Source organism: Streptomyces sp. NPDC019937, from assembly GCF_040631655.1.
Classification (GTDB): domain Bacteria; phylum Actinomycetota; class Actinomycetes; order Streptomycetales; family Streptomycetaceae; genus Streptomyces.
The window spans coordinates 115,731-142,405 of the sequence record NZ_JBEYAL010000008.1 but is presented as its reverse complement, the minus strand read 5'-3'; the positions used below and the strand labels follow the sequence as shown (position 1 = coordinate 142,405).

Genomic DNA, 26,675 nt, shown 5'->3' with positions numbered 1-26,675 from the left:
CATGGCCGACAACGACCGGTACGCCATGCTCGTCGGCGTCTCCACGTACGACAGCGACGCCTACCCCGATCTCCCGCCCGTCCGGGCCGACCTGCACTACATGCGGGCGGTGCTGGAGAACACCGGGATCGGCATGTACAACGACTGCGCGATGGTCGCCGAGCCGACCCGCGCGGAGATGCTGCACGCCGTCGAGACGTTCCTGGAGGAGCGGCAGCCGAGCGAGACGGCCCTGCTGTACTTCAGCGGGCACGGCGAGTTCTGCGAGGACGACAACCAGCTGTACTTCCTCACCCGGGACACGGACCCGAACGACCTGCCGGGCACGGCCGTACCGGCGGATTTCCTGGAGCGGGTGCTCCAGTCCTGCCGTGCCCCGTCGAAGCTCGTCCTGCTGGACTGCTGCTCCAGCGGCTCCGTCGTCCAGGGCTGGACCGCCAAGGGCGCCCCGGGCGATGCCGACGAGCGCCCCGCGCCCAGCACCCTGCTGCGGCCGACCGGCGTGTACTTCATCACCGCTTCCGACGCACTGCAGTCGGCGTCCGCGATGGCGCCGCCCGGGTCCACGCTCGGCACGTCCCGGTTCACCGGTGAGATCGTGGAGGGGCTGCGGAACGGACTGATCAAGGGCGGCGGCTGGATCACTCCGGACGACCTGTTCGAGTACCTGACGGCGCAGATGACCCGTAAGGGCGTGCCCGAGGAACAGCGCCCCACCAAGTCCACGTTCCGGGCCACCCGAAGCCTGCCTTTCGCGCTGTCCGTGGCGCGTCCCGTCCACCTCCCGGCGCTGCCACGTGGCGCGACGGAGGGGGCGCAGCAGCAGCCGTCCCCCGCCCTGCTGAAGGCCCGCCAGCTGGCGGCGCTGGACGCGCGGGACGGCGTGGACTGGCAGCGGCTGCTGCACTACTACGTGCAGTGCCTCACCGCCGAAGCGGCGGCCGGGATGGTGCCCGACCGCGACAAGGAGCGGGACTCGGGGTATTTCCTGCTGGGCAGGGGCGAGGAGATCATCCAGTCGGGGCGCGGCTCGACGTTTCGGGCACCCGGGCAACTGCCCAGGCCGCAGGCCCGGCCCGGCAGGGGCGACGACGCGGGAACGCAGCAGGAGTACTGGTACGGCTATCCGGCCGTCACGCTCCCCGTACGCGAGGGAGGCGGCCGGGGACGCCGTACGCCCGTGATGATCGCGCCGCTGCTGATCCAGCAGATGGAACTCGCTCCGGACGAGAACGGCCAGGACGTACTGCGGCCGACCGGGGTGCCGTCCCTGCACACCGGTGTCGTCTCGGAACTGCTCGACACGGACGACGCGGCCGACCTCATCGCCGGCTGGCAGCCGACCTGGCAGGAGGGCAACGACGCGCAGATGCTGCGGGCCGTGCGGCAGTTGCTGGAGGAGCTGAAGCTGCCGGAGCTGGAGCCGCTCGATCCGTCGGCGCTCAGCGAGCGGACGGTGAATGAGGCGCTGCGGCCCGGCGCGCACAACGCGGCCGTCCTGCTGGTGCCGTCCGGTGTGGAGGCGAACGCGACGCAGGGTCTGGTGGACAACCTGCTGCAGATGTCGGCGCGGACCGGGCAGATCCCCGGCACCGCGCTGGACGCGCTGCTGAGCGGCGGTGAGGAGGAGGCGGGGGCGGGGTCCCCGGCCGTCGTGGTGGCGCCGGGGCCGTGCAACGAGAGTCAGGAGCTGGTGGTCTCCTCGGCGATGACGCGGGCGCTGACAGTGGCCACGGGGCCGCCCGGTACGGGCAAGAGCGAGGTGGTCACGGCCACGGTCACCACCTGTGTCTCCGCTGGGCAGTCCGTGCTGGTCGCGTCCACGAACAACGAGGCGGTGGACGTCGTCGCCGAGCGCTGCGATGCCATCGCGCCGGGGCTCATGATGCGGACGGGCAACGCGAAGGCGCTGAAGGAGGAGGCCGAGAAGCTGGAGCGGCTGCTCGGCGAGCCCACGGAGGCCCCGCGGCGGGGTTCGGCGACCGTGGGCGGGGACCTGCGCAACACCCGTACGCGGGCCGATGGGCAGCGGGCGGAGGCGGAACGCCGTGTCGGCGAGGAGGAGCGGCTGCTGGACCTGCTCCGTGAACGGGTCGAGCGGGCGGCCGCGCTGGAGCTGCCGCTGACCCTGCTGGAGTCCGCGTGGGCGACTGCGGCGGCCGGGGACGGTACGGCCGCGCTGGGCCGCTGGGAGAGCAGGGCCCGGAAGGCGGCCGGGGCCGGCCGGTGGCTGCTCGGCGGGTGGCGCAGGGCACGGGCTCTGGCCACGCTGGTCGCGGCGGCCGGCACCCCGGAGGGTGAGGGCCCGCCGTGGCCGGGGTGGGCGAACGAGCGGCCCGTGCCGCCGGAGCTGCTGGAGGCCCTCGCGGACGCGGTGGCCGTGGAGCGCCGTCTGCGTGAGCTCGTACCCGGACACACCGACTGGGATGAAGACGGGCTGAAGCAGGTGCGGCTGGAGACGGCGGGTGCCCTCTCGGGGCTGTCCGCGGAACTGTCCCGGGCGGTATCGGCGGAGGCGCTGTCGCGGGCACAAGGGCTGATGGGGCAGCGGCTCCAAGCGCTACGGAGCCGTCGGGGCTTCCGGAAGAGCCAGCAGAACCTGATGGCGCACCTCAAGGGGTGGGCGATCAGCACCCACTCGGTGCGGCAGCTCGAACTCACCCCGAAGATGTTCGACCTCGTCGTCATCGACGAGGCCAGCCAGTGCTCCATTCCGTCGGTGCTGCCGCTGCTCTTCCGGGCCCGTCGGGCGCTGATCATCGGCGACCCGATGCAGCTGGGCCACATCACCAAGATCGCGCCGCAGCAGGAGCGGCAGGCGAGGGTCCGGGCCGGGCTGAGCGCGGCACAGCTGGAGGACCACCGGCTCACGTACCACGTGCACTCCGCGTACCACGCGGCCGCGCAGCACGGCGACGCCGCTCTCCTGCTCGACGAGCACTACCGCTGTCATCCGCGGATCGCCGATGTGGTCAACGGCTACTGCTACGCAGGGCAGTTGCAGGTGCTCACCGACGTACGGCGGCAGGTTCCGGCACTCGACCCGGTGGGGGCGACCGATCCGGCGCCGGTACTCGGCTGGGTGGACGTGCCCGGCGGCGAGTCGGCGCGGGGCAGTGGCGGTCAGTCCTGGCGCAATGAGACCGAGGCCGGGGCCGTGCGGCGGGTGGTGGACGAACTGCTCGCGCGGCTGCCGCAGGACGCGACGGTGGGCGTGGTGACGCCGTTCCGGGCGCAGAAGCAGGCGCTGGCCCGGGTGTGGCACGACGACGACCGGGTGCGGGTGGGGACCGTGCACGCGTTCCAGGGCGGGCAGCGCGACGTGATGGTGCTGAGCCCGGTGGCCACGCTCAACACCCCGCCGAGGACGACACACTGGGTGGCTGGCCAGGTCAACCTGTGGAACGTGGCGATCACACGGGCCAAGTCGCAGCTGATCACCGTGGGTAGCCATGCCTTCTGGCAGGGTCAGAGCGGTCTTCCCGCGATGCTCGCCGGGCGCTCGGCGCTGCTGGGGTCCGATTCCGACCACGGCTCGGGCGCCGGGGACGCCGTCGGCGGCACGCAGGGTGCGGCCGGCCCGGGAACCGCGTTCCGCCAAGGGCTCGCCGATCAGCTTCAGCAGTACCTCGGCGAGCGCGGCATCACCGATGTGGAGCGCGCGGCGGTCGTCGGCGGCCACGCGGTGGATTTGGTGTTCACGGTGGACGGAGAGAACACGGCGGTACTGATCGACACGGGCCCACCGCCCGGCCGGGACCCGGCGAGGCACCTGCGGCTGACGCATGCCCGCGGCGACCTGCTCACAGGACTGCCGTCCGGTGGCCACGGGGCGAAGGCGTGCGAGGTGCGCCGAACGGTGCGGGTGCCGGCGTGGCGGATCATGGCGGGCGAGGAGATGCTGGCACCGCTGTTCGACTGACCCGGTCCATGCCCAGGCGGGAAGGCCGGGTCAACGTCCCAGAAGGCACCGGACGACGTAGGACATGTGCTGGACATTCCCGGCCCGCAGCCAGTCCATGACCTGTCCGGTGCCCTTGCTGGACGAGAGGGGGCCTTCGGCGCAGTCGCGCAGCCAGGTCTCCCCGGCGCCGGCAGAGGCTCCCCTGAACTCAGGCAGGTCGCGGATCCGGCGGGCCGCCGTCCGGATGCTCGCCGTGCGGTCGGGGCCGCCGTTCAGCACCTTGCACAACACGAACCAGTCGTCGGTGGTGTAGCGGAGGAGACCCCAAGGCGGGCCTCCGCCGCCCTGCACTTGGGCAAGAGCGGTGACTGACTGCACGCCGTAGTCGCCATACGTGAGCCGCGACAGATAGTCGCGGCCGCTCGCCTGTACCTCGTTCCACATGTGCCAGTCGGCGCGAGGCTCTTCGTGAAGCTCTCCCAGTTCCAGCATGTCGTCCGTGGCCCGGGGGAAGCTCCCGCCGAAAACGGCAGCCGTGCGCCAGGCCGCCAGGGGGTACAGGGCGTCCAGGGCCCGCAGCGCCTCCTTGCCCGCGTCGGGGCGGCCGGGGAGGACGCGGCCCAGGTCCAGCAGCAGATCGACGGGCACATCGGGTGCGGCCCGGCCCAGGAGCTGGCCAACCGCTTCGGTCGTACGACCGTCCCACTCCCCCGGCACGCCTACACGAATGCCGACCCCACAGCCATAGCGGTGGGCTGTCCCCAGGGCGGCGGACTGCTGGGCCATGCCGCGCTCGGGCCCGGTCACCGGTCGGAGCAGGCGGGAGAGCCCGGTGCACTCGGCCAGGATCTCCGCGAATGCCGGTAGCTGCGCCTCCTCGGCGAACGGGGCATCGAGCCACCCGGGATGACGGCGGTGCGCTCCCCTGACCTTGCTCAGTTCCCTCTGCCAACGGGCCTTCGTCAGCGCCGACGGAGGCATTCCGGGGCACGGCGGAAGGTTCCACAGCGGGGCAATCGCGGCCTGTATGTCCGGCCGGACATGTTCGTAGGCCATCCGGGCGTGCTGCCGGACGGGTAGGACGGGAACGTAGAGCGGTTCGGCCATCGCGGCTCCCCCTCGGCACTGCCCGCGCGCTTTCCCTTCTCGCCAGGATCGGCGGACGGCAAGACGCTGGAAAGAGAGCCCTTCCGGTCCGGATGGCTGGAACTGGCAAGTACCTGGTACGGCTGTGACACAGGATGTACTGTTTGTGATGCTCGGTGGCCGGTCACTTCATGTGAACGGCGCACGTGGGGGACTGAGTACTGTTCAGCCAAGTGCGTGTGATCCGTCCGCCGTGCGCCGGAGCAGTCCGCCGGGCCCTTGGCGCCCCGGCCGTTCACGATTGGCGCAAGGCTTGAACCACCGCTTAACGAGGCTGACGGTGCGCAACTTCCGCACCTTGACCGACACGAAGCTGCCTCTGGGCCCCTTGACCGTCATGGTCGGTCCCAATGCGGCAGGCAAGTCGAACGTTCTGCACGCCCTGGAGTTCCTGGGTGATGTGTCCCGCAAGGGGATCGAGGAGGCCGTCGAGAAACGGGGTGGATTCGACGTCCTGGCCTTCCGGGGCGGCCCGAAGCCGGTGTCGCGCTTCACCGTCGGCGTCGAGGGCATCTGGTCCGACTTCGCGTCGGAGGAAGCGCCGGACCGCTACGAGTTGAGCGTCTCTCAGCGTCGACTCCCCGAGCCACGCCACCGTGAGCACGTGCTCTCCCGACAGGAACGGCTCGTCCAGCACCCGACCACGCAAGCGGAGATGTCGGCTGAGCTGGCGAGCGATTCCATCGTCGTCCACAGCCCGTCAGAGACCGGCCGCCCCGAAGCTACCGCCAGCATCGGAAGAATGGGGTCCGCCCTTCACCACGGCCTTGTTCCACCTTTGCCGGACGGCAGTCCATCCGCCCGGGCGATTGAGGAGGTGCGACGCCACCTCTCCGAAATCCGAGTGTTCGATCCTGATGTGCGAGCCGCCAGGAAGCCCTCGGCGGTCAGTGAATCCGCACCACCCCTGAAAGACGACGCCTCCAACCTGGCGGACTTTCTGCTGAGCCTTCGGGAGCACCGTGACACCTGGGAGCTCCTCCTGGAGGACGTCAGGGCCGTGGTTCCGCAGATCCGCAATATCCACGTACCACTCCTCGCGGGCTCCAGCCGGGCCGAAGTGCAACTGGAAGAAGAGAGCCTGCGCGGGCGCACTCGGCTCTCGGACGCCTCGTGGGGCACGGTCCGCGTCCTGTGCATGCTCGCGATCATCCACGATCCGAATCCTCCGCTGCTGACGTGCATCGAGGAGATCGACCATGGCCTCCATCCACACGCACTGACCCTTCTGGCGGTCAGGCTCCGCGAGGCCAGCAGCCGTGGCCAGTTCCTCGTGACCACCCATTCGCCGGTCCTCATCAACGAACTGGAACCTGAGGAATTCGTGGTCTGCGAGCGAGACCCCGACGGGGCCTCCCGTATCCCAGCCCTCACGACCAGCGAGGTCCAACAGGTCATCGACGCTTCCGAAGGCATGCCCATGGGGGAGCTGTGGTTCGCCAACACCCTGGGAGGTGGTCTGTGAAAGACAAGGCCAAGAACTACAGGGGAAATAAATCGGTCATAGTCGTCGCAGGCGAGGGCAACTACGACAGGCAAGTCATCTGGCACCTCATTCGAGCTTTCCGCCCGGATGCGAAGATCGTCAACATACGGGACAAGACCGCACTCAGAGAGGCGGACAAGGAGCTCACCCCGCGCATCGACAAACTGCGCAGGCTCGCCCAGGCAGCTTCCGTCAGGTCTGAGCTGGCAGGGATCGTCGTACACGTCGATCTCGACGACGTGAACAAGGACACGTACTCAGAGGTTCGCAAGCGCATCAGCACGGAACTGCGCAAGACGTTCAGCTGCCCTTCCGCCGTGGCCCTGGCGGCCTTCGAGACCGAGGCCTGGCTCATGCAGTTTCCCTCCGCCTTCGCCAAGGTCAATGCCAGTTGGGTCCTCAAGGAGAAATACCGGGGATGTGATCTCTCGAAGGTTGACTATCCGAAGGAGAGACTCAAGGAGCACCCCTGGAAGCCCCGCTACTCGGAATCGGAGGCGCCCCGCATCATGGAGAAAGCCTTCGATCAGGACGGCAAGCTCATCCAGCCTGACGGCAAGAACTACTCGTACGAAGAGTTCATCACCGAACTGGCCGGCTGGTAGCCGCAATACCAGGCCCGCACGTCCACACCACGGCAGGCTGTCGGTGCCGCCTATTACCGTGGTACCGATCATCAGGGCACCGGCATCGCAAGGGGGACCGTCGTGAAGCCCACCATGGCCGCCGCGCAGTTGCGCGGCAGTCTGACGCAGTACCTCACGACGACGTATGCCCTGGCCGACGAGGACACCAGAAGCGCCCTCGAACGCTTCCTCGGGCATCCGGAAACCGGCATCTTCCGGGGGCCCTATCTGCGGATCAGGACACCGTTCCACCTCGCCGAAGACGGCTGGCAGCAGGACGTGGAGGGAGTAGCCGGGTTCCCGGGGTTCGTGCCGTGGCGGCACCAGGCGAAGGCGTGGGCGCGGCTGTCCACCCTGCGCGGCGCCGCCCAGCCGACTCTGGTGACGACCGGCACCGGCTCCGGCAAGACGGAGTCGTTCCTCGTTCCCGTACTGGACCACTGCCGGCGGCAGAAGGCCGAGGGGCGGGGCGGAGTCAAGGCGGTTCTGCTGTATCCGATGAACGCGCTCGCCACCGACCAGGCGGGGCGCATCGGGGAGTATCTGGCGCGGCCGGAGCTGGCGCAGGTCACCGCGGGCCTCTACATCGGCGACCGGCCCGACACCGACTTCCGGCGGGTGATGACGCGCCGGGAGGAGATGCGGGCGTCCCCGCCCGACGTGCTGATCACCAACTACAAGATGCTCGACCTGCTGCTGCAGCGCGGGGAGGACCGGAGCCTGTGGGAAGGTGCCGACCTCACCTATGTCGTGCTGGACGAGTTCCACACGTACGACGGGGCTCAGGGCACCGACGTCGCGATGCTGTTGCGCCGGCTGGCCGCCGCCACCGGCGCGTCCCGGCCCGGCAGGCCGCTGGGGTCGATCTGCCCGGTGGCGACCTCGGCCACGCTCGGCGAGGGGGCACCGGACAGCGGGGCCGGGGGCGTCCTCGACGTGGCGGCGCGGGTGTTCGGGATGCCGTTCCCCGCTGACGCGATCATCGGCGAGGAGCGGCTGACCGCAGATGAGTTCACCGGATCCGTGGACTACGAGCTGGAGGAGCCGCCCTCCCCGCAAGAAGTGGTGGCGGTATCCGGCGGGCCGGACGTGGAGGCCCAGCCCGACCTGCTGGATCTGGACGCTCTCGCCACGAGGCTGCTGGGCCGCTCCGGGCTGGACGCCTTCCGTATGGGGCGGCTGCTGAAGCGGCACGACTTCACCCATGGCGTGCTGTCCCTGCTGAGCGGGGAGCCGCTGGACGAGTGGGCTCTGCGGGACCGGCTGGCCCGGTTCGGCTACTCCTGGGGCCGCACCGCGCGGGAGAACCCGCGGCTGGTGCTCCAGGCGCTCGGCCGGTTCGTGGCGCTGCTGTCGGCGGCCCGCGACCCGGAGTCCGACGAGCGCAGGCCCCGGCCCCTGCTGCACATCGAGGCGCATCTGTGGGTGCGGCCCGTGACGCGGGTGCTGCGCGGGGTGGGGCACGCCCCGGAGTTCCGCTGGTACGAGGACGATCGGACCGCCGCCCGGCGGGCCGCGCTGAGCGCCGCGCCGCCCGGCGACGAGGACCCGGACGCCTCGTCCGGGGGCTGGCCGTCGTCCTCGGCCAGCAGCCCGCGGCCACTGCCCGGTGCCGACACCGCGCCGCGCCCCGCCCAGGTGCACCTGCCCGCCGTGTACTGCCGCAACTGCGGGCGCTCCGGGTGGGCGGCGCTGTCCCCCGAGGCCGATCCTCAACAGCTGGTGACGGCGCAGGACCGCATCTGGCGAGCCGCGGTGGGGCGGGACAAGCGGCGCATCCGCTACTTCATCTCCGCCACCCACGGCGAGCGGCAGCAGGCGCTCGACGCGCTGACCGGGGCGCGGCCCACGGACGGCAAGGGCGACCCGCTGTCGGTCGTGGTCTTGGACGGGGGCCAGGGCACCTACCGGTTGCCCACCACGGCAGACGACGGCGAGCTCGTCGACGCCTGGTTCGCGCGGGCCCTGCTCGACAAGAAGACCGCCGACCGCGCGGCGAAAGACGACCGCTGCCCGGCCTGCCACACCGACAACAGCATCCGCTTTCTCGGCACGGCCCAGGCGGCCCTCGCCTCGGCGACCGTGACCCAGCTGTTCACCGGCGGCGACATCGCGCTCGTGCCCGAAGAGCGCAAGACGCTGCTGTTCAACGACTCCACGCAGGACGCGGCGCATCGCGCGGGGTACGTCGCCAACGCCTCGTACAAGTTTTCGCTGCGTTCGCTCCTCGCCCACAATCTGGACGACTCAGGAGCCCCGACAGCGCTGAACGAACTGATCGGCCATGTCCTGGACTCGGTGGACGACGCGGAGGCCCTGGCCGCCGTGGTGCCCCCTGATCTGCACGACGAGCCGGGCGTCGACCGTCTGCTGTCCGGCCGCGGCACCGGCGACGCGCCGACCTGGAAACTGATCGGGGAGCGGCTGGCGTTCGCGACCGTGATGGAGTTCGGGCTGCGCAGCCGCATGGGGCGCACCCTGGAGCTGACCCGCACCGCTGCCGCCGAGGTCGTCGTGGCGGAGCCCGACCGCATCACGGACCTCGCCCGTGACCAGCATCTGGCCCTGCCCGGCCAGTTGCTGGCGACAGGGGGCCTGCCCACGCCCGAGCGCTATCTGGCGTATGTGCGGGGGCTGCTCGAACGGCTGCGGATGCGCGGCGCGGTGCGGCACCGCTGGCTGGACAATTGGATCAAGGAGGCCGGCAGCAACCGCTACCTCATCTGGGGGCTCAGGCCGCCCGGCATGCCCGCCTTCCCTGAAGGGGTCGCCCCGCCTCGCTTCCTGCTGGACGGGCAGAAGGACCGGTCCGAGTTCGACGCGGTCACGGGGCGCCTGGGCTGGTACCAGGACTGGACCCGCAGGTGTCTGGGGCTGGATGCCGCCGGGGCCGTGGAGTATCTGCGCAGGCTGCTGCCCGCGCTCGCCGAGGAAGGCGTCTTGGCGGTGCGGACCGCCCGCGACCGGCAGACCCGGATCTACGGGCTTCAACCGGGGCACATCCAGGTGCGGCTGCTCGGCGACACGGTCGTCAACAAGGCATTCGTCAGCTGTGAGGACTGCGGCTGGCAGCAAGTGGTAGCGCCCGAGCGGCGCACCCGCTGGTACGGGCACCCCTGCCCCAGGTACCGCTGCGGGGGGCGGCTGACCGCACCGCAGCCGGGTATGCCCCGTGACACGGCGAGGCTCTCCCACTCCGTCGGTGCCGTGCAGGAGCGGGACTACACCGGCGATTACTACCGCCGCCTCTACCTGACGGGCGGCACGTTCCGTGTTGTCACCGCCGAGCACACCGGCATGCTCAGCCGCCCGGAGCGGGAGCGCGTCGAGCGCACCTTCAAGGCCGGCACGCACTACACCGACCCCAACGTGCTGTCGTGCACGCCGACATTGGAACTCGGCATCGACATCGGGGAGTTGTCCGCCGTACTGCTCGGCTCCCTGCCCGCCGGACCGGCCAACTACGTGCAGCGCGCCGGGCGGGCCGGACGGCACACGGGCAACGCGCTGGTGGTCGCCTTCGGCGGACGCAAGGCACGCGACCTGTACTACCTGGACGACCCGAAGGAAATGATCGCCGGGACCATCCTGCCGCCGGGCTGCTACCTGTCCGCCGTGGAGATCCTCCGCCGCCAGTACACGGCCCAGCTGCTGGACCTCGCGGCCCGTGCCGAACTGCGGACGTCCGACGGCGAAGTGCTGGCACCGCTCCCCCGGCTGTCGTCGGCCCTGTTCGGGACCAGCGGATGGTGCCAGGACCTGGCCGATGCCGCGCAGACCCGCGGTGCCGAACTCGCCGAAGAGTTCCTGGCCCTGTTCCCCGAAGACAGCAGCAGGCGAGAGTCCGACGGCTCTGACGGCACGAGCGTCTCGGCGTACGCGGCCGAGGAGCTGAGGGCGTATGCGACCGGCGGCATCGTGCGTACCCTCCAGGAGGCCGAGGAGGACTGGACGGGGCGGCGCGAGGAACTGCGGCGCAGGATCTTCGCGATCGACGAGGCCGCCGAGCAGCTGGCCCGGTCGGACGAGTCGCAGAACCGGGAGCGGCATGAGCTGCTGGCCGAGCGCCGCAGCGCCGGGGACCTGCTTCGGGAGCTGAGCCAGTCGAGCGCCCACGCCACCCTGGTGGAGCTCGGTCTGCTGCCCAACTACAGCCTGACCGATACCACCACGCAGCTGGAAGCGACGCTGTACTGGTCCGAGAATCCGGGCGAGGAGGACGAGGGGCAGGAGGCGGGCACCGAGGAAGGGCCGGCCCGCAAGATCTACCGCAGTGAGACGCGGGACTACGAGCGGTCCCGCAAACTGGCGCTCACCGAACTGGCCCCCGGCAACAGCTTCTACGTCAACGGCTACCGCCATGTGGTACGCGCCCTCGACATCGGCAGCCCCGATCGCAGGGCCTGGTCGGCATGGCGGCTCTGCCCCGCCTGCGGCTACGTACGCACCGAGCACGAGGACGCCGAGAACAACACCGACCCGTGCCCGCGCTGCGGCGGACGTGAGATCGCCGATGCGGGATGCGTGCAGTACGTACTCCAGCCGAGGCGGGTGTTCTCCCGCGACAAGCGGGACGACGCCCGGGTGCGGGACGACCGCGACGAGCGGGACCGCAGGCACTACGCGGTTCTCACCACGGTCGATGTCGATCCCGACCGGCTCGCCCCCGGTTCCTGGCGGCACGACACCGCGGTCTTCGGAGTGGACTTCACCCGCCATGCGAAGATCCGGACGCTCAATCTCGGGCTGGACCGCGAGGACGGCAGCAGCACGGTGCCCCTGGCGGGGCGGGACGTGCGGATCAACCCGTTCTTCGTCTGCACCAGTTGCGGCGGGGCGACGGCCGACGGGCGTCCCGTGGTGGACGTACCGCAGCACGCGCTGACCGAGTCGGGAGCGGCGAGCACCCCGGCCGCGAGGCACCATCTGCTGTGGTGCCCGCGTCGCCGCGCCGGGGGATCCACGACCGGCGGAGGCGGGCAGGGCAGGGGACGGGATGTGCCGCTGCTGCTCGCGCACGAGCTGACCACGGAGGCCGTGCGCATCCTGCTGCCCGCTTCGATGGCCCGGGTCAAGGAGCGCCTCGCCTCGTTCACCGCCGCCCTGTTCGCGGGCATAGCGGCCCGTTACGGCGGCGACCCCGACCACATCGACATCGCCGAGGCGACGATGCCCGACCACGCGGGCGGCTTGGGCGCGGACTGGCCGAGGCGCTTCCTCGTCGTGTACGACCGGCTGCCCGGCGGCACCGGCTACCTGCACCGGCTGGCGTCCGCCGACGGCTTCCGGGAGGTGCTCCTCAAGGCGCGCGAGGTCATCGAGGAGTGCGCCTGCCGCGAGAAGGGTCTCGACGGCTGCCACCAGTGCCTGCTGCGGCGGGTCCCGGCCGCCGACTACGACAAGGTGAGCCGCAACGAGGTCCGGCAGATGCTCGACGAGCTGCTCGGCGCGGACGGCGAGCGCTGGGGGACCTCGCCGGTCGCGACGACACGGCACATCTCCCTCCAGCGGCAGGCCGAGAGCGATCTGGAGGTCCTGTTCATCGACACGCTCCAGGACTGGGCCAAACTGGCCGAGTCCAAGGCGGCCGCGGACACGTACACCACATCGGCCGGTACGTACGCGCTCGATCTGCGGCTGACGGCGGCGGACGGCACGACCGTGAGCTGGCGTGTCTCCCAGCAGCGCGCGCTGGACGGCACCCGGCCCGATTTACTCCTCGAACGGCTCGACGCCCCCGGCCCGCGCGTGGCCCTGTATCTCGACGGCTACGCCTACCACGCCACCAGCGAGCACAACCGGCTCGCCGACGACGCCATGAAGCGGACCCGGCTCAGGGCCGAAGGTCTGCGGGTGTTCCAGCTGACCTATCACGACGTCAAGGAGTGGCGTCAGCACGTCAACGACACCGGTTACGCGGCGGCGGGGCCGAGCGATCCGGTGCGGGAGCTGTACGGGACGAACGGCCGCAAGCGCGCCCGTGACTACTACGAGCGGGTGGGCCGGGGCCTGCCCGGCGAGCTGGCCGAAACGATGTGGGTCAATCCGGCCCGGCTCCTCCTGGCCTATCTGCGTGCCCCGGAGCCCGGGCGCTGGCAGCGGCGGGCAGAGGCGGTGGCCGCGGGCCTGAGCGGGGCCGACGGCATCCGTACCGCCGCCCTCGTCGGTGACGGCGTCGGCGAGGGCATCCGGGAAGCGTTGCGCGGCGGTACTCCCTCCGGGGCCGCCGGGCCGGTGCGGCTGCTGTCCGGCCCGGACGCGTCGGGCTGCCACCTCGTGCTGGCCGCGGATGGCAGGCGCACACCGCCGGTGTGGACGGGGCTCACCGTCCTGGACGACAGCGACGCGGCCCTGGCCGACGAGCAGGCGCACAAACGGCGCTGGCGAGCCTGGCTGTACTGGGGCAACGTGCTGCAGTTCCTGGAGCACGGTGGCGGTGACAGCGCCCAGCTCACGACCAGCATGCTCGACGGTTTCGCCACCGAAGCGCTCATTGTGACGGGCGGAGTGGGCTGGCTGACGTCGACGGGGATCCCGGTACCGGCACAGACGGGAGAGCCCGCCGTCCCCATCGTGGCCGCACCGGCCGTGCCCGCTCCCACCCGTGGTGAGAAAGTCCCGCCCCGGTCCGGGGCGCGCGAAGCAACCACGCTTGCCGATCCAAAGCGGGACCCCGGCTGGGACCGGGTCATCGAATACCTCGATCCGGAGGAGCCAGGGCTCGCCGGCCTCGCGCACGCGCTGGCGGACGCGGGTGTGCCCGCCCCTCGGGACGGCTACGAATTGGACGGGCACGGGTGGCAGGCCGAACTGGCCTGGCCCGACGCACGTATCGGAGTGGTCCTGGCCCCCCGCGTGGACCGGGGCGAACCGGACCACGAGGCAGCGGACCGGGACAAGGCCTTCGCAGCCGCGGGCTGGGAGGTCCGCCCAGCCACGGCATGGGACGGCGTGCGTCTGATCGCCCGCCTCACCGGCCAGGAGCAGAACAGCACGGTCACCAGCGACGGGGAGTCGAAGCGATGAACACCTCGGGCGTCACTCTGCGCCTGCTCGACAAAGCCGACAAGGAGATTCTCAAGCTCCCCCGTGCGGTCAAGGGCGCGTTCTTCGACTTCCAGCACAAGTTCAAGACCAACCCGCACACCGCCGGCCTCAAACTCCAGCAGCTCAAGGGCGACAACAGGCTGTGGTCGGCGCGGGTCAACGACGAGTACCGCGCACTGCTGCTGCGGCTCGCCGAGGACGACTGGCTGATCGTCTCCGTCAAGCACCGCAAGGCCGTCTACGACCGGCTGTCGTACGGCGTCAACCAGGTCACCGGCGGTATCGAGTACGTGGACCTGGAAGTGGTGGAGGACAGCGTGCTGCGCCGTCTGCCGCCTCCGTCCTCCTCGAAGCCCGCACCCGACGCACCCGACGCGGCCCAGGCGCCCGCGCCGCCCGAGTCGGCACGGCCGCTGTTCGCCGACTGGAGCGACGGGCAGCTGCTGGACCTGGGCGTCGCCGAGCCGCTGCTTCCGGTCATCCACACGCTCACCACCGAGGACCAGTTGCTCGGCCTGGTCGAGTACGCGCCGCAACTCACCGGCGAAGTGCTGCTGTCGCTGTTCGACGGGGCGTCGTACGACGACGTCCTCGATCAGGTGACGAAGCCCGTGGCCACCGCCGAGCCGGTCGACCGCGAGGACTTCACGGCAGCCGTACGGCGTCCGGCAACGGTCATCACCACGACGGACGAGGCCCTCCGGGAGGCGCTGGAAAGCGGTGACTTCGGCCGCTGGAAGGTCTTCCTGCATCCCACCCAGGCCAAGCTGGTCGAGCGGCGCTACAACGGCCCCGCCCGGGTGGGCGGCGGCCCCGGTACCGGCAAGACCATCGTCGCCCTGCACCGGGTGCGGCATCTCGTGCGGCAGCTCTCCCCCGGCCGCGACAAACCCGTCCTGCTGACGACCTACAACAAGAATCTCGCCGCCGACCTGCGCTCCCGGCTCCTGGAACTGGGCGGCGAGGAGTTGCTGGCCCGGGTCGAGGTGAGCCACGTCGACCAGCTGGCGCTGCGTATCGTCCGGGAAGCCGAACCCGGCAACGGCAAGCAGACCATCGACGACAGCCAGGCGGTTCGGGAATGGCGTGCGCTGCTCGACGAGCTCGATGAGAACACCTGGGATCCGGAGTTCCTGCACGAGGAGTGGACGCAGGTCATCCTGGGACAGGCCGTCGGCACCCGCACCGACTACTTCCGTGCCCGGCGTGCCGGTCGCGGCAGGAACATCGGCCGCGCCGAGCGCGCCGAGATCTGGCAGCTCGCCGAACGCTTCACCCAGCGGCTCGACCGTCTCGGGCGGCAGACCTGGGACCAGGTGGCCGAGCGTGCCGCGCGCCTGGAGATGGGCCGTGAGCAGCGCATCCTCGGCATCGCCCGGCAGCGGGAGGAGGCGGGCGGCCTGGACAACGTCCACGTGGCGGACGGCTCGGGAGGTTGGCTGCGCTACCGGTACCGGCACATCGTCGTGGACGAAGCCCAGGACCTGCGGCCCGCCCACTGGAAGATGCTGCGAGCGATGGCTCCCCGTACGGCAGACGACCTGTTCCTGGTCGGCGACACCCACCAGCGCATCTACAAGAACCAGGTGACGCTCGGCAGTCTGGGCATCCATATCCGCGGCCGGTCCTCGAAGCTGAGCCTCAGCTACCGTACGACCCGGCAGATCCTGAGCTCCGCCTTGGCCGTACTCGGGGAAGCCGAGTACGACGACCTCGACGGCAGTGCAGAATCCCTGGCCGGCTACCGATCGGTGCTCAGCGGCAGCCGACCGTCCGGGCACCCGTTCCCGGACTGGGCCTCCGAGCGGGAAGGCATCGCCGCACTCATCAAGGAATGGGACGCGACCGCGGAGCCGAGCACTCCGCACGAGCAGATCGCGATCTGCGTACCGACCAACCAGATGGCGGCAGAGGTGGGTTACACACTCAAGCTGCACGGCCTCCACTCGGTCGAGATCCGCTCCGACGGCCCGCACGGCACCGGAGGAGTGCACATCGGCACCATGTTCCGGTTCAAGGGACTCGAGTACCAGCGGATGATCATCGCTGGTGTGACGGATGGTCTCGTGCCCCGGGAAGCCGTCAACGCTTTGCGTAATACGGACCCCGTACGATACCGACACGAGGTCCAGCGAGCCCGTTCCCTGCTGTTCGTAGCGGCCACCCGGGCACGCGACACCGTGGATCTCTTCTGGCACGGCAGCCCCAGCCCATTTTTGAACTCCTCGCTGACAAACTCAGAGGAAGCGATCAGCCGATAGACTGCTCACCGCTGCCGGATGTCAGCACCAAGTTGTTCTCAGGTGGTGGTCGCTCCGTAGTCCGGGTCGTAGAGCCGCAGCATGCCTACGAAGCGGTCGAGCAGGTCGAGTTGCTCGGGCCTGAGCGAAGGTGCGTTGAAGTGCATAACCGTGTTGCGGACATCTTTCACACGGGTGAGCAGCCCGATGAAGTGATCCCTGTCAACGCCTGGCCAGCCGAGTTTGCCCCAGCGTTCCTCATCGTCCAAGAGGCGGATGTACTCACCGAACATCATCTCGTCGGCAGACTTCTTCCTCTTGTGCACCTTCTGGAAGTCAGTCTCGCTATAGACCCGGCCGAGACAGCGCCGCAACCGCCGCTCGATCTCTCCGAGGGTGAAGAAAGGCCGCGCGACCGTGCCAAACTGTCCTGCGAGATCAGCGGAGGTGACGATGCCACTCACCCGGTGGTCCGCACTGAGGACGAGGACGAATTCGTGGGTGCGAATGAGTGGTAGCACTGGAAGCAGATGAGCGGAAGCGTTGACGATCTCGCAGTCGCTAGTGATCGCGTTGGTGAGGCATGGCTCGCGCCCGGTCGCATGCATATGAGCGATCGACGCCCAGGTGACGACCCCATGCAGAGTACCCGCGAGGTCGAGTACAGGCAGTTGTGAGTATCCGTGCTCCGCCATCATGCCCATCGCGAGAGGGAGGGGGGCATCCGGCGGGATGGATGTGACCCTGTGGGCGCACGGCAGGTCGTGGACCCGCATCGCCGTCTGTGGGAACACGCCGACAGATTCCTCGGCGTCGTCGAGGCCGTCGGCCGCCTCCTGATCGGGCCTCTCGCTGTCGACGGGCCTATCGCTCTCGCGGGTGGCCAGGATGACCTCGACGTGGTCGTCCAGCGGCCCGGTTGCAAAGTGCGGCACGGTGATCAGCCCGACGTTCTTCAGATCGAGTTCGACCTGCGGGACGGATGCATGATCACGAACGCGGAAACCCCATAAGGACAGAAGGTCCCGGATCGACAGGGTCGTATCTTCCAGAGCTTTGAGGGTCACATCATCCGGTGTAGCCATCACTCGTCCCCTCACGGACCGCGGCTTTGCCCATCGCCCGGTCCACAAGCCCCAGAAGCCTCTCCGTCCTGTCCCGGTAGAAGGCTTCGAAGTCGTCGGCACGCAGCGTCTTGGGGTCGATCAGATGGGTGCTCACGATGTCATCGAACCAGTCGCCAGGACTGCTTGTATGCCGTTCGAAGGAAGGCAGATAGACCGACGGGAAGTTGCTGCTCATGGTCTGCTGCGCCAAATAGGACAGCGGAGTCTTGTTCACGATGCTGCTCATCGACGCGCCGTCCACCTCGTGGCGTTCAAACCACGCCTTCGGGAAGACCTGTCGGATGTCCACGTACTGCCCGATGACAGTCTGCTCACCGATCGGCTCTTCATGGAAGAACCAGTCGATAGCCCCCTCCTTGATGAGGAGAGCGTAGATTCCCTTGTAGGCCGCGCTGTTGCGAGAGGTGAGCCGGTGCAGACGCTGTTCCTGAAAGTTTGCTTCCGTGATGGTGTCGGGCTCCGCGCCACCGTCCCGGACCCAGCCGACCACCTGCTCGACGTCTCGGACGAACCGAGTGTCGGTGACCCCTCCGTAGAGCTCACCGAGCACACCGCACCAGTACCAGCGTGCGAGCTTCTCCTGGACGCCCGGCTCTTTCACTGCATTCCCGAGAATGACGCCAATGGCCGCGAGGGGCACCACCTGGGACCCGTACGGCAGGTCGCGTTCCCGAAACACGTGCTGTGAAGCCAAGAATCGGCCCACCCACGAGAGTGCTTCCTCCGTCTTCGGTGCGATCCGCGTGTAATCGGCGAGCGGAAGGTGCAGCAGATCACGACGCTTGCAGCTCACCGCCGGCGCATTCGTCGCCCCGGGATGCTCCACCAGGAAGTTCTGCTTACGCTCGTACGTTCGCACCAGTGCGATGGACTGGAGAAAATCCAGACTACTGAGGCCGGTCTCCTGACCAGTGTCCTTGTCCAGGGTTCCAAACACCGGGTAATCGGAACCCAGCTTGCTCTTGATCGCCCGCCAGTCGTCGATGAGGCTGAAGTCCTCGCCACCGTTGCGTTCCGCGAACTGCGCGTCACCCGCATAGGTCGCGGTGAGCAGCTCGAATACGTTGAGGACGACACCTCCTGTATTCACACGTTCGAAGACCGAACACACCGCTTCCTTGCGGGTCTCCTTGGGCAGACGGATCAACGGCACCTTGAATCCCTTGACCGTGTCGATGACCCGCGCCTGGAATTCCGACCACAGATCCCAACGATCGTCGCCACCGTTGACGTAAACCCGTTGCCATTTTCCGGTCTGCTCCGGATCGAAGAGCAAATTCAACGGGAAGAGGCCGTTCTCGCACTCATTCTCACGCGACGTTAGATCCCAGGACGATCCACGACCGAATGAGCCCCGTACGATCCGGTCTTCCGGAACAGAAAGGATCGCCTCGTCCCGGTCCGCTGCCTCGTCCACCGCCTTGGCAATGTCAATGTAGTACCAGCGCCTGAGCGGCTTGTTACGCGCACCAGTCGTCTCGACCGGGCGACCCGACTTGAGAGCCTGGTATAAGGACGTCAGTCGCTGTTGCCCATCGAGCAGCAACTGCTCCGGGGCGACGCCTGGACCCACCTCAGTGCCATGCAGCGGCCGGGCCTTGAACTGAGCCTCACCGCCTGTCTCCAGCGTCATGGCGACACCCAACGGATAGTCGAGTGTGACCGTCGCTAGCAGGGCACGAATCCGGTCGTCATCCCACTTCCACGGGCGCTGAAAGTCGGGGAGTTGAATCTTCCCCACCGCGACATCGTCCAGCATCTTGCCCAGGCTCGGCCCGTCCAGCGCCACCCCACACCCCCAGTAACAAAGACGCACTCTTGCGTCACAAGCAGACATGCTACTGGCAGGCACGTCAATGCGCGTAGCCTCCCAGACATGCAGCAAATGGGGCAGTCCCTGAGATGCGCGGCCGAATCGCAAGGGAGAGGCAACATCGGCAGCGCCTCACGTGGCGGATCAAGCAAGTGGGATGAGTGCGCCTTGTGCGGCGCGGTCCCCCAGCCGTTCGGCTGCCGCCAGTCCGATGCGGCCCACGGCTGGCGCCTGAGGCGGAGGGGAACTGGGCGTTCCACAGGACTGTGGCCAACTGCCACGCCAGGCGGTCGTGCCCGGCGTCGGCGGCCGTGCGTACGGCCTGGAGGAGGTTGTCGTGCTCCCGCTCGGCCCAGTCCACGGCGGCGTCGTATTCGGAGAACGTCAGCGGGCTGATGTCATCCGGGACGGGCGCGAGGGGCACGCGGTCCTCGGCGGGGTTGAGCCAGCTCTGCGCCGCGTCGGCGGTGTGCAGGTACCACTCCAGCACGCGGCGCAGGGCTGCTTCCCGCTCGGCCGGCGGCTCCTCGTGCTGGGCCTGGTCGATGGCGTACGCGCGCAGCAGATCATGGAACTGGTAGCGGTCCGGGGCGGTCTGTTCCAACAGGTGGGCACCGACCAACGAGTCCAGCAGTTGCCGGGATCGGCTGATGCTGGTCGTACCGGCCAGGGCCGCGGCGGCCCGTAGTCCGAACTCGGGTCCGGGGTGCAGGCCGAGCAGTCGGAACAGGCGGGCGGCCGGCTCGGAGAGGGCGCGATAGGACCACGCGAAGACGGTGCGGATGGCTTCGGCCTCCTCGTCATCGCCCGTGCTCAGTGCGTCCCAGAGGGCCGACTCGTCGCGCAGGTCAGCGATCAGGTCGTCCAGACGTAGGTGGGGATGGCTGGCGGCGCGTTCCGCCGCTATGCGCAGGGCGAGCGGGAGTCGTGCGCACAGGCGGGCCAGTTCGGCGAGCTGCCGTTCGTCGTCGGTCGACCGGTATCCCGCGGTGACGGCGCGCAGCAGGGCAACCGCCTCCGGCTCCGGCAGTACGCCGAGGGTGAGTCGGCGGGCTCCGTCGCGGACGGCGAGGCCGGACAGGCGGCTGCGGCTGGTGACCAGGACCAGGCTGTGTGCGCTTCCGGGCAGCAATGGCCTGACTTGGCCGACGCCGGCCGCGTTGTCCAGGACGACCAGCACCCGGCGGTCGGCCAGCAACGAGCGGTACAGCGCGGCGGCCGTGTCGAGGTCCTGGGGTACGGATGCGGCGGGGACGCCGAGCGAGGTCAGGAGGCGGTGCAGGGCCTCGCCTGCCGCTACCGGCTCTCCGGGGTCGTAGCCGCGCAGGTTGGCGTACAGCTGACCGTCCGGGAAGCGTTCCCGGACCTGGTGGGCCCACCGCAGGGCCAGCGATGTCTTTCCGGCGCCGGCGGTACCGGCGATGACGTATACGCAGACGACGAGCGGACTGCCGTCCTCGCTTGTGAGGACGGCGTTCAACTGGGCCAGTTCGTCCGTCCGGTTGACGAATCCGCCTACGTCGGCAGGCAGCTGGCGTGGGACGGGACTGGAGGATCTGCCCGGGCCCGGCGTGCCCTGGGTGTGGAAGTGGATGCCTCCGTGGACGTTTCTCGCCTGGACGACGTCACGTGAGGACCCCGACAGCTCGGAGTGGGTGTTGCCGAAGTGCTCGTCCTGTCCCTCTGGCGCTGCGATCGGCCTACTCCCCTTCTGCGCTCAGCTTCGGCGGGTCGAGGTGCGCCACCTCGCGGTCGAAGTAGGAGATCACGTCTTCACCGAGGTCGTAGAGCGCCTTGATGTAGGTCTCCCAGCGCTCGACGAGTTCACGGTCGGTGTAGCGGATCGCTCCGTCCGCGACTCCTGCGTCGGTGTAGAGGACCTGGAAGAGGGTGTGGCCGCCGAGGATTACCACTTCCGGGAGCGGGCCGGTGTTCTCCGAAGCTGCCACCTGCTCGGCGGGAACGATCCTGATTCGCTGGCCGTGCTCGGCGCGCTGCCGCTGGGAGTGGAGTTCCCACTGCACGTACGGTGTCAGCGGCTTCTCGATCACCCGCACGCGGTGAAAGGCGTACCCCCTGCGCTTCTCCTCCTGGGCGGCCGTGGCCAGGTCGTCATGCCGGTCGGCGAGGAGCCGTAGGGCCTCCTGCCAGTCACCGCGGCGCAGGGCGTCGCGGCTCGGGCCGCCCTGCTCCTCAAAGTGCTGTCGGCGCTCCAGTTTCCAGGAACTCCCGTCGCGGATCGCGTCCTCTCGTTGCCGGAAGTCCTGCTTGTAGGCGGGCCGGGTAAGCCGGTCGCCCTGCTCGGGATCGAGAACGGGGGCGAGGGGATCAGGCATCGGGGATGTCCTTCTCCGCAGCGCTGAGCATGTTCCCGGGGATGACGACCAGCCGCTCGTCCGGAGCGAGGTGCACGCCCTGCGGCAGGCGGGTGCCGTAGACGGCCGTCAGGTCTCGGCCGATCACGGCCACATCGCCGTTGCCGAGCTGCCAGATGTACGGGCACTCGTCATTGCCGTCGGAGTTTCCGAGCTCTGCGGCCGTTTTCCGTCGAGCGCGCTGTGGCTACCCACTGTATCCAGGACCACACCCATTGGTGAGGGTGTCGCCCCACGGCCGAGCCGCCGGGCTGGTGGCACGGAAGCCGTCAGGGGCGGCTCCCCGCGCGGTCGGAGCGCCGGTCGGTTACGTGCGCGCTCGAGTCAGCGGCACCGGGATGGTCGTCTGGACCACCAGCTCCCCGCCCAACAAAGGCTCGCTCCCCATGTGCCGCGTCCCCCGCCGGGCACTCGAGCCTGCGAGAAGCGCTTCACTACAGCAGTCGGCCTATGCCATACGACGATTCCCAACCGACCGTCGGACGTCCCAGGCTCCGGTCGTACAGGCTCGGCGTTCGGAGGCCGGTTGTGGGTTCACAGGCCGTGCTGGTCGAGGAGCCGCATCAGGTTGCGCTTGCGCTTCTGGTCGGCGCGCAGGGCGGTGAGGTAGGTGGTGAACTCGTCCTGGGTACCCAGACGGCGGTGGCAGTCGCGGATGCTCAACATCAGGCTGACGAGTTCCTCGTAGACCGCGTTGCCGGTCTGCTTGGTCAGCGGATCGATCAGGCGCAGGTAGACGCCGAGCGCGTCGGCGGGGCGGGTGGGGCGAGCCTGGTCGGCGAGCGTGAGCCACTGCCGGTCGTCGGCGTCGGTCTCTGTGGCGGCCTCCCAGGCGGCGTCGACGTCCTTGTCGTCGAGCAAGGCGTCGACCAGGACGGGGCCGCCGTTCCAGCCCTGTTGTCGCCGCCCAGCGTCGGCACGCAGCAGGGCCAGCGCTCCCTCACGCTCGGCCGGCCAGCAGTCCCCGGCTCGGGCGGCGGCTCGCAGTTGCTGGTACGCGAGCAGGGTGCGGCGGGCGCCGAAGTGGTCCCGGCGCAGGGCGACGGCATCGGGCAGCCGATCCGCCTGCGCGTAGCGGTCGCAGAGGTAGTCGACGAGGGCGGTGTCGACGTCGGCGAGGGCGCGGGCGTCCTGGATGCCGCGTTCCGCCCAGCGCAGGGCCTCGGCGGGGCGCCGGGCGGTGTCCAGCTCGTGGGCGATGACCAAGTGGGTGTGGCCGTTCGGTGACAGGTCGGCCGCGTGCACGGCGATCACCGCGTCCACGTCACCTCCCGCCTTGGCCAGACGCTCCATCAGATACTTCTCCGCCCAGCCGCGGCGGTTGCCCCGCCACGCCTCGACCGCCAGCTTCCGCAGGACGGTCATCCCGTCTTCGCCGAGGATGTCCTCGTAGTCGAGCGGATCGATGTCCGTGAGGCCGTCGTCCACGTCGCCGAGCGCATGGCCGACCAGCCAGCGCGCGAGCTCCTCGGGGTCCGGGCGTGCCGCACGGCACGCTTCGAGGTGGGCGGCGGCGAGGTCCGCACCGACCTGCCCGAGCCATCCATCCGAGTCGTCGACGCTCTCCACCGCGCCGGCGAGCAGCTTCATCGCCTCCCGCGCCAGGGTGATCGCGTCGTCGGCCCGGCCCGAACCGGTGAGCGCGCCGATCGCGGACACCGCCTGCCCGGCCTGGTCGGCGTAGGCGCGGGCATCGGCGTACTCGACGTACCCGTACTGCGCGAATGGTGAGAGGTCCAGCAGATCACGGATACGGCCCCGGACCACGGCGAGGTCGCCGCGAGCGCTCGCGGCCCGAAGCTCCAGGCGGCGGCGCAACTGCCGGTCCTCGGCGATCTGTTCCCGTACGAGGGCGAGCAACTCATCCTTGGACAGGCCGGACAACCACCCATCGAGGTCCTGCGCACGGTCCCGGGCCGCCTTCCGCTGCCGCGGCAGCTCCCGCTTGGCGAGCACCGTCAGACCGAGAGCGACCAGATGCTTGCAGAAATTGCCCTCCATCCCGTACGGGCAGTCACACTCACCGGACAGCCCGCCAGGCCCGTCCAGCGCCAACTCCACCTCGTACCGCTCCGTGCCGTGGACACTCGCGGTGACCCAGCCGTCACCGACTTCGACACCGGACACCGCGTCCAGGTAGCCGAACCCGCGCTCGTAGGAACGGACGCCGGCCAACGCCCGCAGAGTCGACTCGCTGAACCCTTCCATGGCCTTCCTCTCCCGGACCTCGTTCCCGCGGGACGTGGCGCGTAACTTGTATCCACGGACGGGTTGGATGTGTGTTGAGGCCCTCCGCTACGCGGCCAGGTGGCGGATTCCCGCCCGGCTCGGAGGCACCGCCATGGCCTGGACCCCGATGACCTCGACTTCGGCACCTCTTCGAGTGCCCGTGTTCCTTCAAGCTCCGCCTGCTCTACGGCTTCGACTCGCCCCTTCAGAAGGAACTCGGCTTCGGCGAGTCATCGTCGACGGGCAGGGCTCCGTGGGAGCCCCTGTTGCGCCACCGGACGCCGCCGAAGGCCACGGCCCACCGCGATCAGTCCAGTCATCGTTGGGTCCGGCCGGTCGAGCGGGCGTATTCGGTGGGGGTTTGGCCGTACTGCTTTTTGAAGGTACGGATGAAGTGGCTGCTGTCGGCGAAGTGCCAATGTGCGGCGATGTCTGAAATGCTCGGCCTACCGACCGGCGTCGCCAATTCGAGCCGGGCTTGTTCCAGCCGCCTACGGCGGATATACGCGGCCACTGAGTCTTCGGTCTCGGCGAACGCCCGGTGCAGCGTCCGTACGGAGACGTTGAGTTCCCGGGCCAGGGCCGCAGGGGAGAGATCGGGATCGGTGAGGCGGCTGTCCGCGATGTCCCTGGCCGCTTGGGCCAGCGCGGGGGCCAGCCGGGGCTCGCTGTCGTCGAATGCTTGCGCAAGCACCCCCTTGACCAGCTCGATCAGAGCGTTGCGAGCGGCGCGCACACCGGCAGGGGTGAGGTCGTTCAGCGTCGCGTCGACGTTTTTGGCGTACGCCGTGAGCACACGTAGTTCGGGCGAGTCGGCCGCCCCGACGATCGCCCGGTCGCGGATCAGTGGCCTGAGCTGCGAGGCCGGCAGGATCAGCACCCTCGCTGTCGTGCGCGGTTCGATCTCGAACCGCACCGGAGGGCCATTGTGCCGCACGATGAACTGTCCGGCCGGTACGGAGGTCCCGCCTCCGTCGCGCGGACGGATGAAGCGCCACTCGCCACGCTCCATCACGTGCACCAGGACGCGGTCGTCGAGGTGGTGGAAGGCGCCTTGAGGGCTGCCGGCCATCGACTCGCCGTAGAGGTCCGCGATCACCGTGTCATGCAGCTTTGACGCGCGGACCCTGACCCGGAAATCACCCGATCCGATCGGCTCCATGGGCGGCAGCGGGAGCGCCTCCCCGACCTGCGATTCCCATTCACGCCGGAAGACGTCGAAGCCGTCCCGCGCGGTGCGCGGAGCCGTGACGTCCACGAAGAAGTTCCTTGCTGGTCCGCCGGTCCGCGGTTCGGTGTTCCCCGTGTCGCTCATGGTCATACGGCACACGCTTTCCTGGCACTGACATGCCATCAGAGTGGCGCAATGGTACAAGCGCACGCCGTGGCAATCTCCCTAGGGTGAGCGATGCGGACGATGCCGAAAGCGCGGAGGCCGGGTTACGCCTCTTCCGAAACGGACAGACGGCAGCTCGGGGCCACCGCCGTGCCGCTCATGGAGCCATCACGTCGCTGGACGTCGGAATTTCCCAGGCTTGCTTTCATGCTTTCCGCTCCCACTGTGAATTCTGAAGGGTTTTGACCGTCATGCCTGACACGAACCGTGGCACCGACGTCGCGTCGAGCGATCCCGCAGCCGATGCCGCCGCCGTCTTCGACCTGCTGATCGGCTTGGTTCGCGCCCAAGTCCTGAGGGGCGTGGCGGCGCTTCGTATAGCCGATCATCTCTCCGACGGGGCCCTGACGGCCGAGGAAGTGGCCCAGCGCGAGGGCAGTCATCCGCAGGCCACGTACCGGCTGATGCGCGCGGCCTCGTCGTTGGGCCTGCTGAGCCACGAGGGGGAGCATCGTTTCGCTCTCACCGGCCGGGGCCGGCTGCTGCGTTCAGACCTGCCCGGCTCCCTGCGCTCCTTGGTACTGGCCCAGACCGGCCAAGCGCACTGGCGGTCCTGGACGCACTTCCCCGAGGCTGTGCGACAAGGGGAGACGCAGGCCAAGAAGGCGCTGGGGATGGACGTCTTCGAGTATTACGCGCAGCCGGAGAACGCCGAGGAAGCAGCTCTCTTCGCTCAGGCGATGGGCGACATGTCCAGCCTGGTGACACAGGGCGCCGTGGCCGCGGTCTCCACCGCCGGGGTGTCCACCGTTGTCGACGTCGGCGGTTCGAACGGTGATTTCGTCCTGGCGCTGATGGAGGCCAACCCCCAGCTCAGCGGGCAGGTCCTCGATCTGGCTCATGTCGTCGAGGGAGCACGCGGCGAGGCCGAGAAGCGCGGTCTGTCCGATCGCTTCTCCGCGGTGGCGGGCGACTTCTTCGAGGAGGTTCCCCCGGCGGACCTCTACCTGGTGAAGACGATCCTGCACGACTGGGACGACGCCCAATGCACGACCATCCTGCGCCGCTGCAGGGCCGCCGTGAACGAGGGGGGACGCGCGCTGGTCGTCGAAATGGTCATCGGCGAGATCGGTCAGCCCGACATAGCCGCCTTGTCGGACATGGCCATGCTGACCATGACCAACGGCATGGAACGCGATCTGGACGAATTCGACGCCCTCTTCGCGGCCTCGGGGTGGCGCCGGTCGAAGACGTACCCCGTGGGCGGCGGATACTTCGGCTTGGAGCTCGTCGCCATCTGAGGCGATCGCTCGCGGCGCGGCGCACCGGCCCACGACCGGTCATCG

The 26,675-nt window shown here is 69.2% G+C and carries 14 protein-coding genes; 6 read left to right on the top strand and 8 right to left on the bottom strand.

What is annotated here, in order from left to right:
- The first annotated feature begins 1 nt into the window (after position 1).
- Positions 2-3,922, top strand: a complete 3,921-nt coding sequence (locus tag ABZ562_RS10295; protein ID WP_361476258.1) for an AAA domain-containing protein — start codon at positions 2-4, stop codon at positions 3,920-3,922.
- A gap of 30 nt (positions 3,923-3,952) precedes the next feature.
- On the opposite strand, the gene ABZ562_RS10290 is transcribed toward ABZ562_RS10295, so the two are convergent.
- Positions 3,953-5,011 (bottom strand): beta family protein, encoded by a 1,059-nt coding sequence (locus ABZ562_RS10290; protein ID WP_361476256.1) that lies wholly within the window; start codon positions 5,009-5,011, stop codon positions 3,953-3,955.
- Between the two features lie 232 nt (positions 5,012-5,243).
- Here ABZ562_RS10290 and ABZ562_RS10285 point away from each other — a divergent pair, with 232 nt between their 5' ends.
- The 4 genes from ABZ562_RS10285 (at position 5,244) to ABZ562_RS10270 (ending at position 16,470) form a co-directional block, all read left to right on the top strand.
- A complete protein-coding gene (locus ABZ562_RS10285) occupies positions 5,244-6,515 on the top strand; it encodes an AAA family ATPase (protein ID WP_361476254.1) in 1,272 nt (423 codons plus the stop codon).
- Positions 6,512-7,141, top strand: a complete 630-nt coding sequence (locus tag ABZ562_RS10280) for a hypothetical protein (RefSeq protein WP_361476252.1) — start codon at positions 6,512-6,514, stop codon at positions 7,139-7,141. Before ABZ562_RS10285 ends, ABZ562_RS10280 begins: the two co-directional genes overlap by 4 nt.
- A 102-nt stretch (positions 7,142-7,243) precedes the next feature.
- Complete coding sequence (locus ABZ562_RS10275) at positions 7,244-14,188, top strand: DEAD/DEAH box helicase (protein WP_361476250.1); 6,945 nt, start codon at positions 7,244-7,246, stop codon at positions 14,186-14,188.
- The gene (locus ABZ562_RS10270; protein WP_361476248.1) at positions 14,185-16,470 is read left to right on the top strand and encodes a UvrD-helicase domain-containing protein; all 2,286 of its coding nucleotides are present in this window, start codon (positions 14,185-14,187) and stop codon (positions 16,468-16,470) included. Before ABZ562_RS10275 ends, ABZ562_RS10270 begins: the two co-directional genes overlap by 4 nt.
- A 38-nt stretch (positions 16,471-16,508) precedes the next feature.
- Here ABZ562_RS10270 and ABZ562_RS10265 read toward each other — a convergent pair whose 3' ends face one another.
- The 7 genes from ABZ562_RS10265 to ABZ562_RS10235 form a co-directional block, all read right to left on the bottom strand.
- A complete protein-coding gene (locus ABZ562_RS10265; RefSeq protein ID WP_361476246.1) occupies positions 16,509-17,534 on the bottom strand; it encodes a CBS domain-containing protein in 1,026 nt (341 codons plus the stop codon).
- Positions 17,518-19,365 (bottom strand): DUF262 domain-containing protein, encoded by a 1,848-nt coding sequence (locus ABZ562_RS10260; RefSeq protein ID WP_361476244.1) that lies wholly within the window; start codon positions 19,363-19,365, stop codon positions 17,518-17,520. The genes ABZ562_RS10265 and ABZ562_RS10260 overlap by 17 nt, the downstream gene beginning before the upstream one ends.
- 64 nt (positions 19,366-19,429) lie before the next feature.
- Positions 19,430-20,869 carry a hypothetical protein gene (locus ABZ562_RS10255; protein WP_361476242.1) on the bottom strand — a complete coding sequence of 480 codons (1,440 nt, stop codon included), beginning with the start codon at positions 20,867-20,869 and terminating at the stop codon, positions 19,430-19,432.
- A 220-nt stretch (positions 20,870-21,089) separates the two neighbouring features.
- Positions 21,090-21,725 carry a DUF6879 family protein gene (locus tag ABZ562_RS10250; protein ID WP_361476240.1) on the bottom strand — a complete coding sequence of 212 codons (636 nt, stop codon included), beginning with the start codon at positions 21,723-21,725 and terminating at the stop codon, positions 21,090-21,092.
- Positions 21,718-21,852 (bottom strand): hypothetical protein, encoded by a 135-nt coding sequence (locus ABZ562_RS10245; RefSeq protein ID WP_361476238.1) that lies wholly within the window; start codon positions 21,850-21,852, stop codon positions 21,718-21,720. The genes ABZ562_RS10250 and ABZ562_RS10245 overlap by 8 nt, the downstream gene beginning before the upstream one ends.
- A gap of 446 nt (positions 21,853-22,298) precedes the next feature.
- The gene (locus ABZ562_RS10240; RefSeq protein WP_361476236.1) at positions 22,299-23,972 is read right to left on the bottom strand and encodes a hypothetical protein; all 1,674 of its coding nucleotides are present in this window, start codon (positions 23,970-23,972) and stop codon (positions 22,299-22,301) included.
- Positions 23,973-24,309: 337 nt separating this feature from the next.
- On the bottom strand, positions 24,310-25,251 hold the full coding sequence (locus ABZ562_RS10235; RefSeq protein WP_361476234.1) for a helix-turn-helix domain-containing protein: 942 nt from the start codon (positions 25,249-25,251) through the stop codon (positions 24,310-24,312).
- 329 nt (positions 25,252-25,580) lie between these two features.
- Here ABZ562_RS10235 and ABZ562_RS10230 point away from each other — a divergent pair, with 329 nt between their 5' ends.
- The gene (locus ABZ562_RS10230; protein WP_361476232.1) at positions 25,581-26,630 is read left to right on the top strand and encodes a methyltransferase; all 1,050 of its coding nucleotides are present in this window, start codon (positions 25,581-25,583) and stop codon (positions 26,628-26,630) included.
- Positions 26,631-26,675: the final 45 nt, after the last annotated feature.

What these genes read in the sequence shown, in the direction of transcription:
- ABZ562_RS10250 (WP_361476240.1), bottom strand. Translation starts at nt 21,725, where the DNA reads ATGCCTGATCCCCTCGCCCCCGTTCTCGATCCCGAGCAGGGCGACCGG.
- ABZ562_RS10270 (WP_361476248.1), top strand. Translation starts at nt 14,185, where the DNA reads ATGAACACCTCGGGCGTCACTCTGCGCCTGCTCGACAAAGCCGACAAG.
- ABZ562_RS10265 (WP_361476246.1), bottom strand. Translation starts at nt 17,534, where the DNA reads ATGGCTACACCGGATGATGTGACCCTCAAAGCTCTGGAAGATACGACC.
- ABZ562_RS10230 (WP_361476232.1), top strand. Translation starts at nt 25,581, where the DNA reads ATGCCTGACACGAACCGTGGCACCGACGTCGCGTCGAGCGATCCCGCA.
- ABZ562_RS10290 (WP_361476256.1), bottom strand. Translation starts at nt 5,011, where the DNA reads ATGGCCGAACCGCTCTACGTTCCCGTCCTACCCGTCCGGCAGCACGCC.
- ABZ562_RS10240 (WP_361476236.1), bottom strand. Translation starts at nt 23,972, where the DNA reads ATGGAAGGGTTCAGCGAGTCGACTCTGCGGGCGTTGGCCGGCGTCCGT.
- ABZ562_RS10295 (WP_361476258.1), top strand. Translation starts at nt 2, where the DNA reads ATGGCCGACAACGACCGGTACGCCATGCTCGTCGGCGTCTCCACGTAC.